This is a genomic window from Streptomyces sp. NPDC037273 (assembly GCF_055603625.1).
This window is the reverse complement of the sequence record NZ_JBVJVO010000002.1, coordinates 171,363-185,488: the sequence shown is the minus strand read 5'-3', so window position 1 is coordinate 185,488 and position 14,126 is coordinate 171,363. Positions and strand designations below refer to the sequence as shown.

10 protein-coding genes and 1 tRNA gene are annotated in these 14,126 nt (G+C 70.8%); 6 read left to right on the top strand and 5 right to left on the bottom strand.

Annotated features, from left to right (window positions below):
- Nucleotides 1-8: 8 nt before the first annotated feature.
- The 3 genes from pepN (at nt 9) to ACZ7G1_RS06010 (ending at nt 5,391) form a co-directional block, all read left to right on the top strand.
- On the top strand, nt 9-2,495 hold the full coding sequence (gene pepN / locus ACZ7G1_RS06020) for an aminopeptidase N (RefSeq protein ID WP_470874639.1): 2,487 nt from the start codon (nt 9-11) through the stop codon (nt 2,493-2,495).
- A gap of 101 nt (nt 2,496-2,596) precedes the next feature.
- On the top strand, nt 2,597-3,979 hold the full coding sequence (locus ACZ7G1_RS06015; protein WP_470874640.1) for a pyridoxal phosphate-dependent decarboxylase family protein: 1,383 nt from the start codon (nt 2,597-2,599) through the stop codon (nt 3,977-3,979).
- The gene (locus tag ACZ7G1_RS06010; RefSeq protein WP_470874642.1) at nt 3,976-5,391 is read left to right on the top strand and encodes a lysine N(6)-hydroxylase/L-ornithine N(5)-oxygenase family protein; all 1,416 of its coding nucleotides are present in this window, start codon (nt 3,976-3,978) and stop codon (nt 5,389-5,391) included. The genes ACZ7G1_RS06015 and ACZ7G1_RS06010 overlap by 4 nt, the downstream gene beginning before the upstream one ends.
- 3 nt (nt 5,392-5,394) lie before the next feature.
- On the opposite strand, the gene ACZ7G1_RS06005 is transcribed toward ACZ7G1_RS06010, so the two are convergent.
- Complete coding sequence (locus tag ACZ7G1_RS06005; protein WP_470874644.1) at nt 5,395-7,194, bottom strand: 5'-nucleotidase C-terminal domain-containing protein; 1,800 nt, start codon at nt 7,192-7,194, stop codon at nt 5,395-5,397.
- A gap of 114 nt (nt 7,195-7,308) precedes the next feature.
- Here ACZ7G1_RS06005 and ACZ7G1_RS06000 point away from each other — a divergent pair, with 114 nt between their 5' ends.
- Nucleotides 7,309-7,992, top strand: a complete 684-nt coding sequence (locus tag ACZ7G1_RS06000; protein WP_470874645.1) for an SIMPL domain-containing protein — start codon at nt 7,309-7,311, stop codon at nt 7,990-7,992.
- Nucleotides 7,993-8,138: 146 nt separating this feature from the next.
- Nucleotides 8,139-9,566 carry a pyruvate kinase gene (gene pyk, locus ACZ7G1_RS05995; protein ID WP_470874647.1) on the top strand — a complete coding sequence of 476 codons (1,428 nt, stop codon included), beginning with the start codon at nt 8,139-8,141 and terminating at the stop codon, nt 9,564-9,566.
- Nucleotides 9,567-9,632: 66 nt separating this feature from the next.
- Here the strand turns inward: pyk and ACZ7G1_RS05990 are convergent.
- Nucleotides 9,633-9,705: transfer RNA gene (locus tag ACZ7G1_RS05990), tRNA-Leu, on the bottom strand.
- A gap of 115 nt (nt 9,706-9,820) precedes the next feature.
- Here ACZ7G1_RS05990 and ACZ7G1_RS05985 point away from each other — a divergent pair.
- Entirely contained in the window at nt 9,821-10,477 is a 657-nt protein-coding gene (locus tag ACZ7G1_RS05985; protein WP_470874649.1) for an ANTAR domain-containing response regulator, read from the top strand.
- A 76-nt stretch (nt 10,478-10,553) separates the two neighbouring features.
- Here ACZ7G1_RS05985 and ACZ7G1_RS05980 read toward each other — a convergent pair whose 3' ends face one another.
- From ACZ7G1_RS05980 to ACZ7G1_RS05970, 3 genes are read right to left on the bottom strand one after another with little or no spacing between them, the layout of a single operon-like run.
- A complete protein-coding gene (locus ACZ7G1_RS05980) occupies nt 10,554-11,270 on the bottom strand; it encodes an ABC transporter ATP-binding protein (RefSeq protein ID WP_470874651.1) in 717 nt (238 codons plus the stop codon).
- Nucleotides 11,267-12,268 (bottom strand): ABC transporter ATP-binding protein, encoded by a 1,002-nt coding sequence (locus ACZ7G1_RS05975; RefSeq protein ID WP_470874653.1) that lies wholly within the window; start codon nt 12,266-12,268, stop codon nt 11,267-11,269. The genes ACZ7G1_RS05980 and ACZ7G1_RS05975 overlap by 4 nt, the downstream gene beginning before the upstream one ends.
- 5 nt (nt 12,269-12,273) lie before the next feature.
- Nucleotides 12,274-14,124, bottom strand: a complete 1,851-nt coding sequence (locus ACZ7G1_RS05970) for a branched-chain amino acid ABC transporter permease (RefSeq protein WP_470874918.1) — start codon at nt 14,122-14,124, stop codon at nt 12,274-12,276.
- Nucleotides 14,125-14,126: the final 2 nt, after the last annotated feature.

Sequence of the window (14,126 nt, the reverse complement as noted above, 5' to 3'; positions counted from 1 at the left end):
TAGGGCCCATGTCCGTACTGACGCGCGACGAAGCGCAGACCCGTGCCCAGCTCCTCGACGTCCACCACTACCGGGTGGACCTCGACCTCACCACCGGCGACGAGACCTTCGGGTCACGCAGCCTCATCCGCTTCACGGCCCGCGCCGCGGGGGACACCTTCGTCGAGCTCAAGCCCGAGACCCTGCACTCCGCCCTCCTCGACGACGAGCCGCTCGACATCGGCACGCTCGACGGCAACCGGCTCCCGCTGAGCCTCACCGAGGGCGAGCACACCCTCCTCGTCACCACCACCATGCGGTACTCCCGCACCGGCGAGGGCATGCACCGCTTCAAGGACCCGACGGACGGCGAGTCGTACGTCTACACCCAGCTGTTCATGGAGGACGTCCAGCGCGTCTTCGCCGCCTTCGACCAGCCCGACCTCAAGGCCGTCTTCGAGCTGGGCGTCACCGCCCCCGAGGGCTGGACCGTCCTCTCCAACGGCATCACCGAGCAGCAGGCCGACGGCCGCTGGCAGGCCGCCCCCACCCCGCTGCTCTCCACCTACTTCGTCTGCGTCGCCGCCGGACCCTGGCACAGCATCCGCACCGAGCACGCCGGCCTGCCCTTCGGCATCCACTGCCGCCGCTCCCTCGCCGCCCACCTCGACGCCGACGCCGACGAGATCCTCGCCGTCACCAAGGCCTGCTACGACCGCTACCACGAGAAGTTCGAAGAGCCCTACCCGTTCGACTCGTACGACCAGGCCTTCGTCCCCGAGTTCAACGCCGGCGCCATGGAGAACCCCGGACTCGTCACCTTCCGCGACGAGTTCGTCTTCCGCTCCGCCGTCACCGTCACCGAGCGCCAGACCCGCGCCATGGTCATCGCCCACGAGATGGCCCACATGTGGTTCGGCGACCTCGTCACCCTCCGCTGGTGGGACGACATCTGGCTGAACGAGTCCTTCGCCGAGTACATGGGCTTCCAGACCGTCAACGAGGCCTGCTCCGACCTCTTCCCCGACACCTGGGTCGACTTCGGCGTCGCCCGCAAGGCCTGGGGGTACGAGGCCGACCAGCGGCCCTCCACCCACCCCGTCGCCCCCGACCCGGAAGCCGTCCCCGACACCGCCTCCGCGCTCCTCAACTTCGACGGCATCTCCTACGCCAAGGGCGCCTCCGCGCTCCGCCAGCTCGTCACCTGGCTCGGCGAGAAGGACTTCCTCGCCGGCATCAACATCCACTTCAAGCGCCACAAGTTCGGCAACGCCACCCTCGCCGACTTCATCGACAACCTCGCCGCCGCCACCGACCGCGACGTCCACGCCTGGGCCGAGCAGTGGCTGCGCACCACCGGCGTCGACATCCTCACCCCCCGCCTCGACGGCGAGGGCAACAGCTGGCGGCTCACCGTCGACCGCGACGGCAGCCGCCCCCACCGGATCGCCGTCGGCGTCTACGACCTCGACGCCCAGGACGCACCCGTCCTCCGCGAACGCCGCGAGATCGACGTCCCGCAGTCCGCCCCGCTCGACCTCGGCGGCCCGCGCCCCGCCCTCGTCGTCCTCAACGAAGGCGACCTCAGCTACGCCAAGGTCCGCTTCGACGAGCCGTCCAAGGCCACCCTCCTGCGCTCGCTCTCCGCCCTCCCCGACCCGGTCACCCGCGCCGTCGCCTGGAACAGCCTCCGCGACATGGTCCGCGACGGCGAGCTCGCCCCCGCCGCCTACCTCGACGCCGCCCTCGCCCACCTCCCGCACGAGACCGAACTCGCCCTCGTCCAGGGCGTCCTCGGCTTCGCCCGCACCCAGATCGCCGACCGTTACGTCTCCGAGGGCGAGCGCCCCGCCGCCCTCGCGAAGATCGGCGAGCTCGCCCGCGCCCTGCTGCGCCGCACCGAGGACGGCGAGGACCCCGGCCTGCGCCTCACCGCCGTCCGCGCCTGCATCGACAGCGCCACCACCCCCGACAAGATCGCCTCCTGGCTCGACGAAGGGACCGTCCACGGCGGACCCGAGCTCGACCCCGAGCTCCGCTGGCGCATCCTCGCCCGGCTCGCCGTCCTCGGCGCCACCGACGAGACCGTCATCGCCGCCGAACTGGAGCGCGACCCCAGCGCCACCGGCGAGGAAGGCGCCGCGCGCTGCCGTGCCTCCCTGCCCACGGCCGAGGCGAAGGCGGCCGCCTGGTCGGCCCTCTTCGACACCGACGACCTCTCCAACTACCTGTTCACCGCCACGGCCCTCGGCTTCTGGCAGCCCGAACAGGCCGAGCTCGTCCGCGACTACGTCCCGCGCTTCTACGCCGACGCCGCCGCCCTCGGCGCCCGCCGCGGCCCCGCCATGGCCGAGGCCGCCGGCCGCTACGCCTTCCCCTCCTACGCCGTCGACCCCTCTTCCCTCGCCCTCGGCGAGTCCCACCTCACCGACGAGGCGGTGATCCCCGCCCTCCACCGCAAGCTCGTCGACCAGCTCGACGACCTCAAGCGCGCCCTGCGCGTCCGCGACGCCTGACGGAGCGACGGCGCCCTGAACACCAGGGCGCCGTCCCCCGTTCGGGTCACAATCGCCGACTCCCCGGACGGCCCCCGCCAGCGCCCGGCACGCTGTCGTCCATGCGTGCCGCACTGCCACCCCTCGCCGCCGATCCGACCGCCCTGAGCCGCCTGCTGGGCACGGCTCTGGACGCGCTGCGGGAGGGGGCGCAGGCGAGGGGCGGGCCGTTGCCCGCGGGCGGCCCTGAGGAGGTCGCCCGGAGGGTGGCGGCCCTCGGGGGCGTACTGCCGGAGCGGGGGACGGGGCCGCAGGAGGCGCTGAGGGCGGTCGTGCGGGTGGTCGCGGAGGGCGCGGCCGACCCCGCGCATCCGCTGTGCGCCGCGCATCTGCACACCCCGCCCCTCGCGCTCGCCGTCGCCGCCGACCTCGCGGCCTCCGCGCTCAATCCGTCGATGGACTCGTGGGACCAGGCGCCCGCGGCCTCCGCCCTCGAAGCCGAGGTCACGGCGGCGCTCGCCGCGGAGGTCTTTCCCGGCGCACCGGCCCCCGACGCGCTCGTCACCACCGGCGGGACGGAGTCCAACCAGCTCGCGCTGCTCCTCGCCAGGGAGCGGCACGGGCCGTCGCTGCGTACCGTCGTCGGGGCGAACGCGCACCACTCGTTCCACCGCGCCGCCTGGCTCCTCGGACTCCCCGAACCGGTCACCGTGCCGGCCCCGAACGGCACCATGGACCCGGCCGCCCTCGCCGAGGCCCTGGCCCGCACCGAGGGGCCCGCCCTGGTGGCGGCCACCGCCGGCACCACCGACGAGGGGCTGATCGACCCGCTGCCCGCGCTCGCGGACGTGTGCGCGGCGCACGGCGCCGAGTTCCACGTCGACGCGGCGTACGGGGGGCCACTGCTGTTCAGCCGGACGCACCGGCATCTCCTTGACGGCCTGGACCGGGCCCGTACCGTCACCGTCGACCTGCACAAGCTCGGCTGGCAGCCGGCCGCCGCGGGGCTCATCGCCGTACGGGAGGCGGGGGACCTGACGGTGCTGGGGCACACGGCGGACTATCTCAACGCCGACGACGACACCGAGGCGGGCCTGCCCGACCTGCTCGGGCGCTCCCTGCGCACGACCCGGCGCCCCGACGTCCTGAAGACCGCGGTCACGCTCCGGGCGCTCGGCCGCGAAGGACTCGGCGGGCTGGTCGACGCGTGCATGCAGCGCGCCCAGGACCTCGCGGACCTGGTGGAGAAGGGCCCGGGCCTCGAACTGCGCGCCCGCCCCACCCTCACCACGGTCCTCTTCCGGCCGACGACGGCACCCGCCGGCGCCGGTGACGAGGCCGTCGCCGGGATCCGCCGCGCCCTGCTCGCCGGAGGTCACGCCGTGCTCGGCCGGGCCGCGGCGGACGGACGGCTCTGGCTGAAGGCCACTCTGCTCAACCCCCACGCCACAACCGGCGACCTGGCACAGCTCATCACCCTCGTGGAAGGCAGCGCGCACCGATGACCGGCAGCACCCCTCAGCAGGACCTCGATCAGCCCCACGACCTGGTGGGCGTCGGCATCGGCCCGTTCAACCTGTCGCTCGCCGCGCTCGCGCACGGGGTGCCGGGCGGGCTCGCGGCCACGTTCTACGAGCAGAAGCCGGCGTTCCAGTGGCATCCGGGGCTGCTCATCGAGGGGGCGACCCTCCAGGTCCCGTTCCTCGCGGACCTGGTGACGCTCGCGGACCCGGCGAGCCCCTGGACGTTCCTGAACTACCTGAAGAGCCGGGAGCGGCTCTTCCCGTTCTACTTCGCGGAGAAGTTCCACATCCAGCGGGCCGAGTACGACGCGTACTGCCGCTGGGTCAGCGAGCGGCTTCCCGGGCTGCACTTCGGCCATCAGGTCGACTCGGTGCGCTGGAACCCGGAGCGCCGGCTGTTCGAGGTGGACTTCACGCAGATCGACCCGGAGGGCGAGGCGGAGGCGCTGGGGCGCGCGTACACGCGGAACGTGGTCCTGGGGGTCGGCACCGAACCGTACGTCCCCGAGCCGCTCAAGCCGCTCGCCGACGCCCCCGGCGTACCCGTCTTCCACTCCGCGGACTACCTGGCCCACCGGGAGACGCTGCTCGCCGCCGGGCACGTCACCGTCATCGGCTCCGGCCAGTCGGGGGCCGAGGTCTTCCTCGACCTGCTCCGCTCCCGGCCCGCCGGAGCGGAGCGGATCCACTGGCTGGCGCGGACCGAGGCGTTCGCGCCGATGGAGTACTCGAAGCTCGGCCTCGAACACTTCACCCCCGACTACACCCGCTACTTCCACGCCCTGCCCGAGCCGGTGCGCGGCGAGCTCGTGCCCCGGCAGTGGCAGCTGCACAAGGGGATCGACGCGGAGACGATCGCGGCCATCCACGACGAGCTGTACCGCCGGACCCTGCACGGGGGGTGGCCGGACGCCGTCCTGACGCCCGGGGTCCGGGTCCGTACGGCGGGGAGGGTCGCGACCACGCAGGTGGAACTGCATCTGGAGCACCTGCAGCAGGGCACGCGCTCCCGGCTCACCACGGACGCGGTCGTGCTCGCCACGGGGTACCGGGAGCGGCCGGTGGACCGGATGCTGGCCGGACTCGACCCGTATCTGCGCCATGACTCGGCCGGCCGGGCGCGGGTCGACGAGCGGTACCGGCTGGTGCTCGACCCGTCGGTGACCGGCTCGGTCTTCGTGCAGAACGCGGAGAAGCACACGCACGGCGTCGGCGCCCCGGACCTGGGCCTGGCGGCCTGGCGGAGCGCGACGATCCTGAACGCGGTGAGCGGCAAGGAGCCGTACCCGCTGCCGCGCCGCACCGCGTTCACCAGCTTCGGCCTGGAGACGCGAGAGGCGCCGGTCATTCCGGCCCAGGACCGGAAGCTGACGCCTCTCGCTCGGAACGTGTGAGTCCTAGAAGACCGGCACGCCGTCCCGGGTCAGCTTCCAGTCCACCGACGCGAAGGTGCCCGGGTCGACGGTCCCCTTGGCCTTGACCCACTGGATGATGGTGTTGCGGATCTCGTCCGAGTTGGCCCACAGCTGCTGGGCGCCCGCGACGTGCGGGAACGCGCCGCCGCCGCTGGCCCGGTAGTTGTTGACCGCGAGGACGAACCGGGCGGCCGGGTCGAGCGGCTTGCCCTCGAAGGACAGGTTCACGATCCGGGAGCCGGCCGGCTTGGCGATGTCGATCTCGTAGCTCAGACCCGAGACGGCGTCGTAGTTGTAGTCCGGCGTGCCGCCCGCGTTGGTCAGCGCGGCGGTGTCCACCGGCGCGCCCGCCGCGGTCTGGACGTAGTACTTCGCCGAGTACTCCAGGTAGTCCTTCAGCTGGGCGCCCGTCAGGAGACGCGCCTCCAGGGTGTTCTCGAAGGGGTAGAGCCCGGCGGCGTCCTTGATGCTGATCTGTCCGGCCGGGATCCGGGCCGTGCGGGAGAAGCAGGAGGCCTGCGAGAGGACGGGGAGGTCCGCGTACGCGCCGCCGGCGAGGGCCGCCTTCACGGTGTCGGCCTGGACGACGTTGATCAGGTCGATGATCGGCTCGTCCTTCCACGGCGCGTCGGCCGTGGTCATCGCCGCGGTGGAGGTGCCGATGACCTGGTTGACGTACGCGACGACCTTCTTGTGCTCGTCCGTGAGCAGCCCGGTGATCTCCGGGTCCTCGGCGACCGTGTTGGAGTTGAGGACCTTCGCGCCGACCTTCTCGACGGTCCAGCGGCCCTTCTCCCACACCAGGTCGAAGTCGAAGAGGGTGAGGCGCTGGCCCCACTTCAGCGGCTCGGAGAGCACGACCTCCTTGCCGGTCTCCTTGTTGGTGATCCGGTACTCGGGGATCTCGGTGTGCGCGTGGCCGACGAGGATCGCGTCGATGCCCGGGACCTGCTCGGCGACGAGGCCGGCCGCGTTCTCGATGTACGGGAGCTGGTCACCGTACGAGGAGGTGCCGCTGGAGCCGGAGTGCGCCGAGACGACGACCACGTCGGCGCCCATCGAGCGCAGCTTCGGCACCCACTTCGCGGCCTGCTCCTCAAGGCCGGGGAAGACCATCTTGCCGGTGACGTTCGCCTTGTCCCAGATGGCGATGCCCGGGTTGGTCAGGCCGAGCACGGCGACCTTGACGTCCTTGCCGTGCGGGGTGCGCAGCCGGTGCATGCTGTACGGGGCGAAGGCCGGGCGCAGGGTCTTGGCGTCGAGCGCGTTGGCGCCGAGCAGCGGGAAGTCGCACTGCTCCTCGAACTTGCGCAGCACCGGGATGCCGTAGTTGAACTCGTGGTTGCCGAGCGCGGCGGCGTCGTAGCCGATGGCGTTCATGGCCTGGGCCATGGGGTGGACCGGGCCGCCGGTCTTGGTGATCGGGTCGACCTTGGCGTAGTAGTACGACAGCTGGGTGCCCTGGATGGTGTCACCGGCGTCGATGAGCAGGGTGTTGCAGTGGCCCTTGGCGGCGCGGATCTGCTCGACGAGGGTGGAGATCTTGGCGAGGCCGACGTCGTTGTGCGCCTTGTCGTCGAACTCCTTGTCCGTGAAGTAGTCCCAGTTGAAGACGTTGCCGTGCAGGTCGGTGGTGCCCATCACGGTGAAGGAGTACCGCTTCTGCGGACGCGGCCGGCCGGCCTCGTGGGCCTGCGCGGGGGCGGCGACCCCGGCGGTGAGAGCGACTCCGGCTCCTACGGCGGCGGAGCTCTCCAGGAAGGTCCGGCGGTTCAGCGGCATGTGTGTTTCTCCCCTAGTCACGGCGCTGCCTTGGTGCACAACGCGCGTAGATTCTGGCTCAGACCGCACCGCCGCAACAGACCTTTCGGGTTACGGAGTGGGAAAGTGTTCGACATGACACAGCCGAACCCGACCCCCGACGCGCCTCAGGTGACGGTGCGTGGCGAGGGGCGCCTCGAAGTCGAGCCGGAGTTCGCCCGGATCTGGGTGACCGTCACCGCGCGCGGTACGGACCGAGCGGAGACGCTGGCCGACCTCACCCGTCGCAACACGCGGGTGCTCGACCTGGTCAAGGCGCTCGGCGACGCGGTCGAGAAGCTGGAGACGGGAAGCTTCTCGCTCTCGCCCGAGCTGACCCGGAAGGGGCGCGGCGAGCGGGTGCACGCCTATACCGGCCGGGTGCGGGTGGCGGTCGAGCTGACCGACTTCACCGCGCTCGGCGAGCTGGTGACACGGCTCGCCGACCTGGAGATGACGAGTGTCGACGGCCCGTGGTGGGAGCTGCGGCCGGCGTCCCCGGCGTACGCGGAGGCGCGTCGGCTCGCGGTCCGGGAGGCGGTGGAGCGGGCGCGCGCCTACGCGGAGGCGCTCGGCACCTCCCTCTCCTCACTCCTCGAACTGTCGGACGCGGGTCTCGCCCAGCCGCCGATGGCGCGGCGCGGCGGCTTCGGCGCGAGGGCGGTGGCCTTCTCGGCGGAAGCGGCGGCCGAGGCACCGCCGCTGGACCTCGAACCGCAGCGCCAGGCGGTCACGGCGGAGGTCGTCGCGCGCTTCACGATGCTGCCGCCCGCACTCTGAGACGAACGCCTTCCGGGCGCGGAAAACGCTCATCGGAGCGGCTCGGTGCACAGATTCAAGTCTTGTCAACAACCTTTCACGGAAAGGTTGTTGAGTAGTCATGCCACACCAATTTCCTACTGGTGGGTAAGCCCTAGGCTCGCCTCATGCGCCGAGCGAAAATCGTTTGTACCCTTGGGCCCGCCACCGAAACATACGACCAGATCAAGGCGTTGGTCGAGGCCGGAATGGACGTGGCCCGCTTCAACCTCAGCCACGGCGGTTACGCCGAGCACGAGGAGCGCTACCAGCGCGTCCGCAAAGCCGCCGACGAGACCGGCCGCAGTGTCGGCGTCCTCGCCGACCTTCAAGGCCCGAAGATCCGTCTCGGCCGCTTCCGCGAGGGTCCCGTACTCCTTGAACGCGGCGACGAGTTCACCATCTCCGTCGAGCCGATGGAGGGCGACCGCCACTGCTGCGGGACGACCTACTCCGGCCTCGCCGCGGACGTCACCGCCGGCGAGCGCATCCTCGTCGACGACGGCCGCGTCACCCTGGAGGTCACCTCCGTCGAGGGACCCCGGGTGAAGACCCTGGTCATCGAGGGCGGCATGGTCTCCGACCACAAGGGCCTCAACCTGCCGGGCGTCGCCGTCTCCGTCCCCGCGCTCTCCGAGAAGGACGTCGAGGACCTCCGCTGGGCGCTGCGCACCGGCGCCGACGTCATCGCCCTCTCCTTCGTCCGCAGCGCCCGGGACATCGAGGACGTCCACCGGATCATGGACCAGGAGGGCCGCCGGCTCCCCGTCATCGCCAAGATCGAGAAGCCGCAGGCCGTCGAGAACATCGAGGAGATCGTCGCGGCCTTCGACGGCATCATGGTCGCCCGCGGCGACCTGGGCGTCGAAATGCCCCTGGAGCAGGTGCCGATCGTCCAGAAGCGCGCGGTCAAGCTGGCCAAGCGCAACGCCAAGCCGGTCATCGTCGCCACCCAGATGCTCGACTCGATGATCGACAGCTCCCGGCCCACCCGCGCCGAGGCGAGCGACGTGGCCAACGCCGTCATCGACGGCACGGACGCCGTCATGCTCTCCGGCGAGACCAGCGTCGGGCGCTACCCGATCGAGACCGTCCGCACCATGAGCCGGATCGTGGAGGCCGCGGAGGAGGACGTCCTCGCCAAGGGCCTGCCGCCGCTCACCGAGCGGAACAAGCCCCGGACCCAGGGCGGTGCCGTCGCCCGCGCCGCCGCCGAGATGGGCGACTTCCTGGGGGCCAAGTTCCTCGTCGCCTTCACGCAGTCCGGCGACACCGTCAAGCGGCTCTCCCGCTACCGCTCGCCGATCCCGCTGCTCGCCTTCACCCCGGACCCGGCGACCCGCTCCCAGCTGAACCTCACCTGGGGCGTCGAGACGTTCCTCGGCCCGCACGTGGACTCCACCGACGCGATGGTGGCGCAGGTCGACGAGGAGCTGCTGCGGATCGGGCGCTGCCGGAAGGGCGACATCGTGGTCATCACGGCGGGCTCCCCGCCGGGTGTCGCAGGATCGACGAATCTCGTCCGGGTCCATCACATCGGAGACCCGCTGACCTAGGCCGCGGCTAGGCCGTCCGGCCGAGCGCGCACCCTTTCGTCTCAAACCTTGGAATGAAAGGTAAAGTGCCCCGGGTGGGATTCGAACCCACGCTGTATGGTGTTTGAGACCACTGCCTCTTCCGCTGGGCTACCGGGGCATCCTTCGAAACGAAGGTCGGTGATCACCCGCCGTGTCCCTACCTTACAGGAGGTAGGTAGGCTCATGGGGAGCTGTATCCGCCTCGGAACGAGGCCATCGAACGAGGAGCCCGCGTGACCGCCCCCGAGTCGCCCCAGCCCGCCGACGACGCCGAGGCGTCGCACGTCCCGCCGCTGACGACCCGCGTCGTCATCGCCGAGGACGAGGCCCTCATCCGCCTCGACCTCAAAGAGATGCTGGAGGAAGAGGGCTACACGGTCGTCGGCGAGGCCGGGGACGGCCAGAAGGCCGTCGAGCTCGCCCGCGAGCACCGCCCCGACCTCGTCATCCTCGACGTCAAGATGCCCGTCCTCGACGGCATCTCGGCCGCCGAGAAGATCGCCGGCGAGTCCATCGCCCCGGTCCTCATGCTCACCGCCTTCTCCCAGCGGGAGCTCGTCGAGCGCGCCCGCGACGCCGGCGCCATGGCGTACCTGGTGAAGCCGTTCAGCAAGAGCGACGTGGTGCCGGCCATCGAGATGGCCGTCTCCCGCTTCGCCGAGCTGCGCGCCCTGGAGAAGGAGGTCGCCGACCTCTCCCAGCGCCTGGAGACCCGCAAGCTGGTCGACCGCGCCAAGTCCGTGCTGCAGACCCAGTACGGCCTGACCGAGCCGGCCGCCTTCCGCTGGATCCAGAAGACCTCGATGGACCGCCGCATGTCGATGCAGCAGGTCGCCGAGGCCGTCATCGAGGACGCCGAGGAGAAGAAGGCGGCCCGGGAACAGCAGTAGGAGTCGCGGTACGGAAGAAGGCCCGCCCCACAGCACTGTGGGGCGGGCCTTCCGTCATGAGCGGACTGCTCGGTGATCAGTCCTCGCCGAGGTACGTCTTGCGCACCTCGTCGTCGACCAGCAGGTCCTGACCGGTGCCGGACAGCTTCACCGTGCCGACCTCCATCACGTACCCGTAGTCCGCGAGGGAGAGCGCGGCCTGCGCGTTCTGCTCGATGAGCAGGATCGTCATGCCCTCGGACTTCAGCGCCGCGATGGTCTCCATGATCTTCTGCATCATGATCGGGGAGAGACCCATCGAAGGCTCGTCCAGCATCAGCAGCTTGGGCTGGGACATCAGCGCCCTGCCCATCGCCAGCATCTGCTGCTCACCGCCGGACAGGGTGCCCGCGGCCTGCTTGCGACGCTCGCCCAGGATCGGGAAGAGGTCGTAGGCCTTCTGGATGTCCCGCTCGATGCCCGCCTTGTCGCTGCGGAGGAAGGCGCCGAGCTGGAGGTTCTCCTCGATGGAGAGCCGCGGGAAGATGTGCCGGCCCTCGGGGGAGTGGGCCAGACCGAGCGACACGACCTTGTGGGCCGGGATGTTGTTGAGCACCTGGCCGTCGAACCTGATGGTGCCGCCGGTCGGCTTGAGCAGCCCGGACAGGGTCCGCAGGGTCGTGGTCTTGCCGGCGCCGTTGGTGCCGATCAGGGCGACGACCTGGCCCGCCTCGACGGAGAAGGAGATGCCCTTGACGGCCTCGATCTTGCCGTAGGCGACCCTGAGGTCCTCGACCTCCAGAAGCGCGGTCACTTGGAGTCTCCTTCGGTGGTGCTGTCCGCGTCGGCGGCCGGAGCCTCGTCCGCGGGGGTGTCGTCGGCCTCGGGAGCCTCGTCGCCGGCCTCGGCGGCGGACTCCTCCGCCGTCGCGGTCGCCTCGGCCGCGGCCTCCGCCGCTTCCTCGGCGGCCTCGACCTCGGCGGCCTCCTCCGCGCCCGGCGCACCCTCGTACGGGGTGCCCAGGTACGCGGCGACGACGCGCTCGTCGCCCTGCACGACCTCGGACGTGCCCTCGACCAGCTTCTCGCCCTGGACGAGGACGGCGACCCGGTCACAGAGCTTGAAGATGAACTTCATGTCGTGCTCGATGACCAGGACGGCGATGCCGCGGTCGCGGATCGCGAAGACCAGCTCCTCGGTGGTGCGGGTCTCGGCCTGGTTCATGCCGGCCGTCGGCTCGTCGAGCAGCAGCAGACCGGGGTCGCTGGCGAGCGCGCGGGCGATCTCCAGCTTGCGCTGCTCGCCGTACGGCAGGTTGCGCGCCAGGTGCTCCGCCTTCTTGCCCAGACCCACGAACTCCAGGAGCTCCATGGCCCGTTCGCGGGACGCGGCCTCCGCCTTCTTGAAGCCCGGACCGCGCAGCAGCGCGGACCACAGGCCCTCCTTGGTCCGGGTGTGACGCCCGACGAGGACGTTCTCCAGGACCGTCATGTTGGAGAAGAGGCGGATGTTCTGGAAGGTACGCGCGATACCGGCCTGGGTGACCAGGTGCGGCTTCGGCGGCAGGACCGTCCCCTTGTAGCTGACCTGTCCCTCGGTGGGGACGTACAGACCGGTCAGGCAGTTGAAGAAGGTCGTCTTGCCGGCGCCGTTCGGGCCGATCAGACCGACGATCTCGCCCTCGCGGACGGTCAGGTCCACCCCGCGCACGGCGGTCAGACCGCCGAAGCGCATGGTGACGCCGCTCGCTTCCAGGACCGGAGAGGCCGTGGCCGTGCCGCCGCCGGCGGTTTCCGTGGTGGTGGTCGTCATGGCTTTCACGCCCCTGCCTTCGCCGTACCGACGGCCGCGTCCGTGTCCTCGTCCTCGGACTGGCGCTGTTCCGGTACGTCGACCTGGTCGTTCTCGTGGAATTCCAGCTGCGCCCGCTTGTTGGCGATCAGGCCCTCGGGGCGGAAGCGCATCAGCAGGATCAGCGCGAGGCCGAAGCCGAGCAGCTGGAAGTCCTGCATGAACTGCAGCTTGGCCGGGATCAGGAAGAGCAGTGCGGAGCCGACGATCGGGCCGCTGATCGTGCCCATGCCGCCGAGGATGACGGCCGCGAGCAGGAAGGCGGAGTTCGGCGGGACCGGGCCGGCGAACACGTAGTTCTCCGGGACCACCGTCGTGTTGACGTGCGCCTGCACCGTGCCCGCGAGGCCCGCGAGGGACGCGCCGAGGGCGAAGGCGATGAGCTTGACCCGGAAGCCGTTGATGCCCATGGCGGTGGCGGCGGTCTCGTCCTCGCGGATCGCGACCCAGGCACGGCCGATGCGGCTGTTGCTGGCGCGGGCGAAGACCAGCACCACCAGCGCCATGATCAGGATCATGAGCAGGTAGTAGTTGGCGTACGCGCCGAGCTCGACACCGAGGACGGTGTGCGGCTTGCCGAAGTTGTACCCGAAGAACTCGAGGTGCGGGATGTTCGGGATGCCGTTCGGGCCGTTGGTGATCTTCGGGCCCGAGGTGCCGTCGAGGTTGCCCATCGCGATGCGGAAGATCTCACCGAAGCCGAGCGTCACGATGGCGAGGTAGTCGCCGCGCAGTCGCAGGGTCGGGGCGCCGATCACGACACCGAAGACCAGCGAGGCCGCCATGCCGGTCAGCGCCGCCGCCCAGAAGGGGAACTGCACGCCGAAGGCGGAGGACGTGGCACCGGAGACCAGGGCCGCGGTGTACGCGCCGACGCCGAGGAAGGCGACGTAACCGAGGTCGAGCAGACCCGCCAGGCCGACGACGATGTTCAGGCCGAGCGCCACCGTCGCGAAGATCAGGATGTTGACCGCGATCAGCGTGTACGTGTCGCCGCTCTGCTGGATGAACGGGAACGCGATCGCCGCCACCAGCGACGCCGTCACCGCCACCTGCCGGTTCCGCGCCGTGATCGCCGACAGTCGCTGCGTCAGCCCCGACTTGATCAGCGCCACCGCCGCGAAGGCCACCAGGATCAGGTACGCGATGAAGAGCTGCGGCTCCGAGTCGTCCGTGTCGATCCCGAACGTCACCACGAACAGCCCGACCCCGAACACCGCCACGATGATCAGGATCTCCGCCCACGAGGGGAGGGCCTTGGCGGGGGCGGGCTTGCGCTCGGCGCGTCCGAGCCGGATGTGCCGGTAGAGGGCGTAGACCACGATGCCGACGAGGATGGCGATGAACCAGTTCCAGCGCGGCAGCTCTTCCGGCTTCTTGCGGTCGAGCGGCAGGCCGAGCGCGCCGACGAAGGCGATGATCACGCCTGCGGCGGCCACGAAGGCGCCCGGCTCCCAGTGGACGAGACCACCCAGTTCGAACGCGATGGCGCTGAGCGTGTACAGGGTCGTGGCGAGCGAGGCCAGGGCCGCCAGGAAGGTGGCGTTGTTGCCGCCCGCCGGGTTGAGCCAGCCCAGGCCACGGACGCCGTAACCGGCGAGGGCGAACAGGAGGGTGAGCGCTCCGCCGACGATGGTCAGCATCTGGAGCTCGGCCGGGTAGCCGTTGACCGTGAGGTTGCCCGGGAACTCGGTGGTCCAGGTCCAGGCGAGGAAGGCGGAGGCGATGGTGAGGAGGGCGCCGGCGATCGTGATCGCGCGAGCGGCGGCCTGCGGCATCGGGATGACCGCGGTGGTTTCGGTGGAGGAGATCGTCATGG

Excerpts from the sequence above, each read along its gene's own strand:
- pepN (WP_470874639.1), top strand. The coding sequence starts at position 9 with ATGTCCGTACTGACGCGCGACGAAGCGCAGACCCGTGCCCAGCTCCTC.
- ACZ7G1_RS06015 (WP_470874640.1), top strand. The coding sequence starts at position 2,597 with ATGCGTGCCGCACTGCCACCCCTCGCCGCCGATCCGACCGCCCTGAGC.
- ACZ7G1_RS06010 (WP_470874642.1), top strand. The coding sequence starts at position 3,976 with ATGACCGGCAGCACCCCTCAGCAGGACCTCGATCAGCCCCACGACCTG.
- ACZ7G1_RS06005 (WP_470874644.1), bottom strand. The coding sequence starts at position 7,194 with ATGCCGCTGAACCGCCGGACCTTCCTGGAGAGCTCCGCCGCCGTAGGA.
- ACZ7G1_RS06000 (WP_470874645.1), top strand. The coding sequence starts at position 7,309 with ATGACACAGCCGAACCCGACCCCCGACGCGCCTCAGGTGACGGTGCGT.
- pyk (WP_470874647.1), top strand. The coding sequence starts at position 8,139 with ATGCGCCGAGCGAAAATCGTTTGTACCCTTGGGCCCGCCACCGAAACA.
- ACZ7G1_RS05975 (WP_470874653.1), bottom strand. The coding sequence starts at position 12,268 with ATGACGACCACCACCACGGAAACCGCCGGCGGCGGCACGGCCACGGCC.
- ACZ7G1_RS05970 (WP_470874918.1), bottom strand. The coding sequence starts at position 14,124 with ATGACGATCTCCTCCACCGAAACCACCGCGGTCATCCCGATGCCGCAG.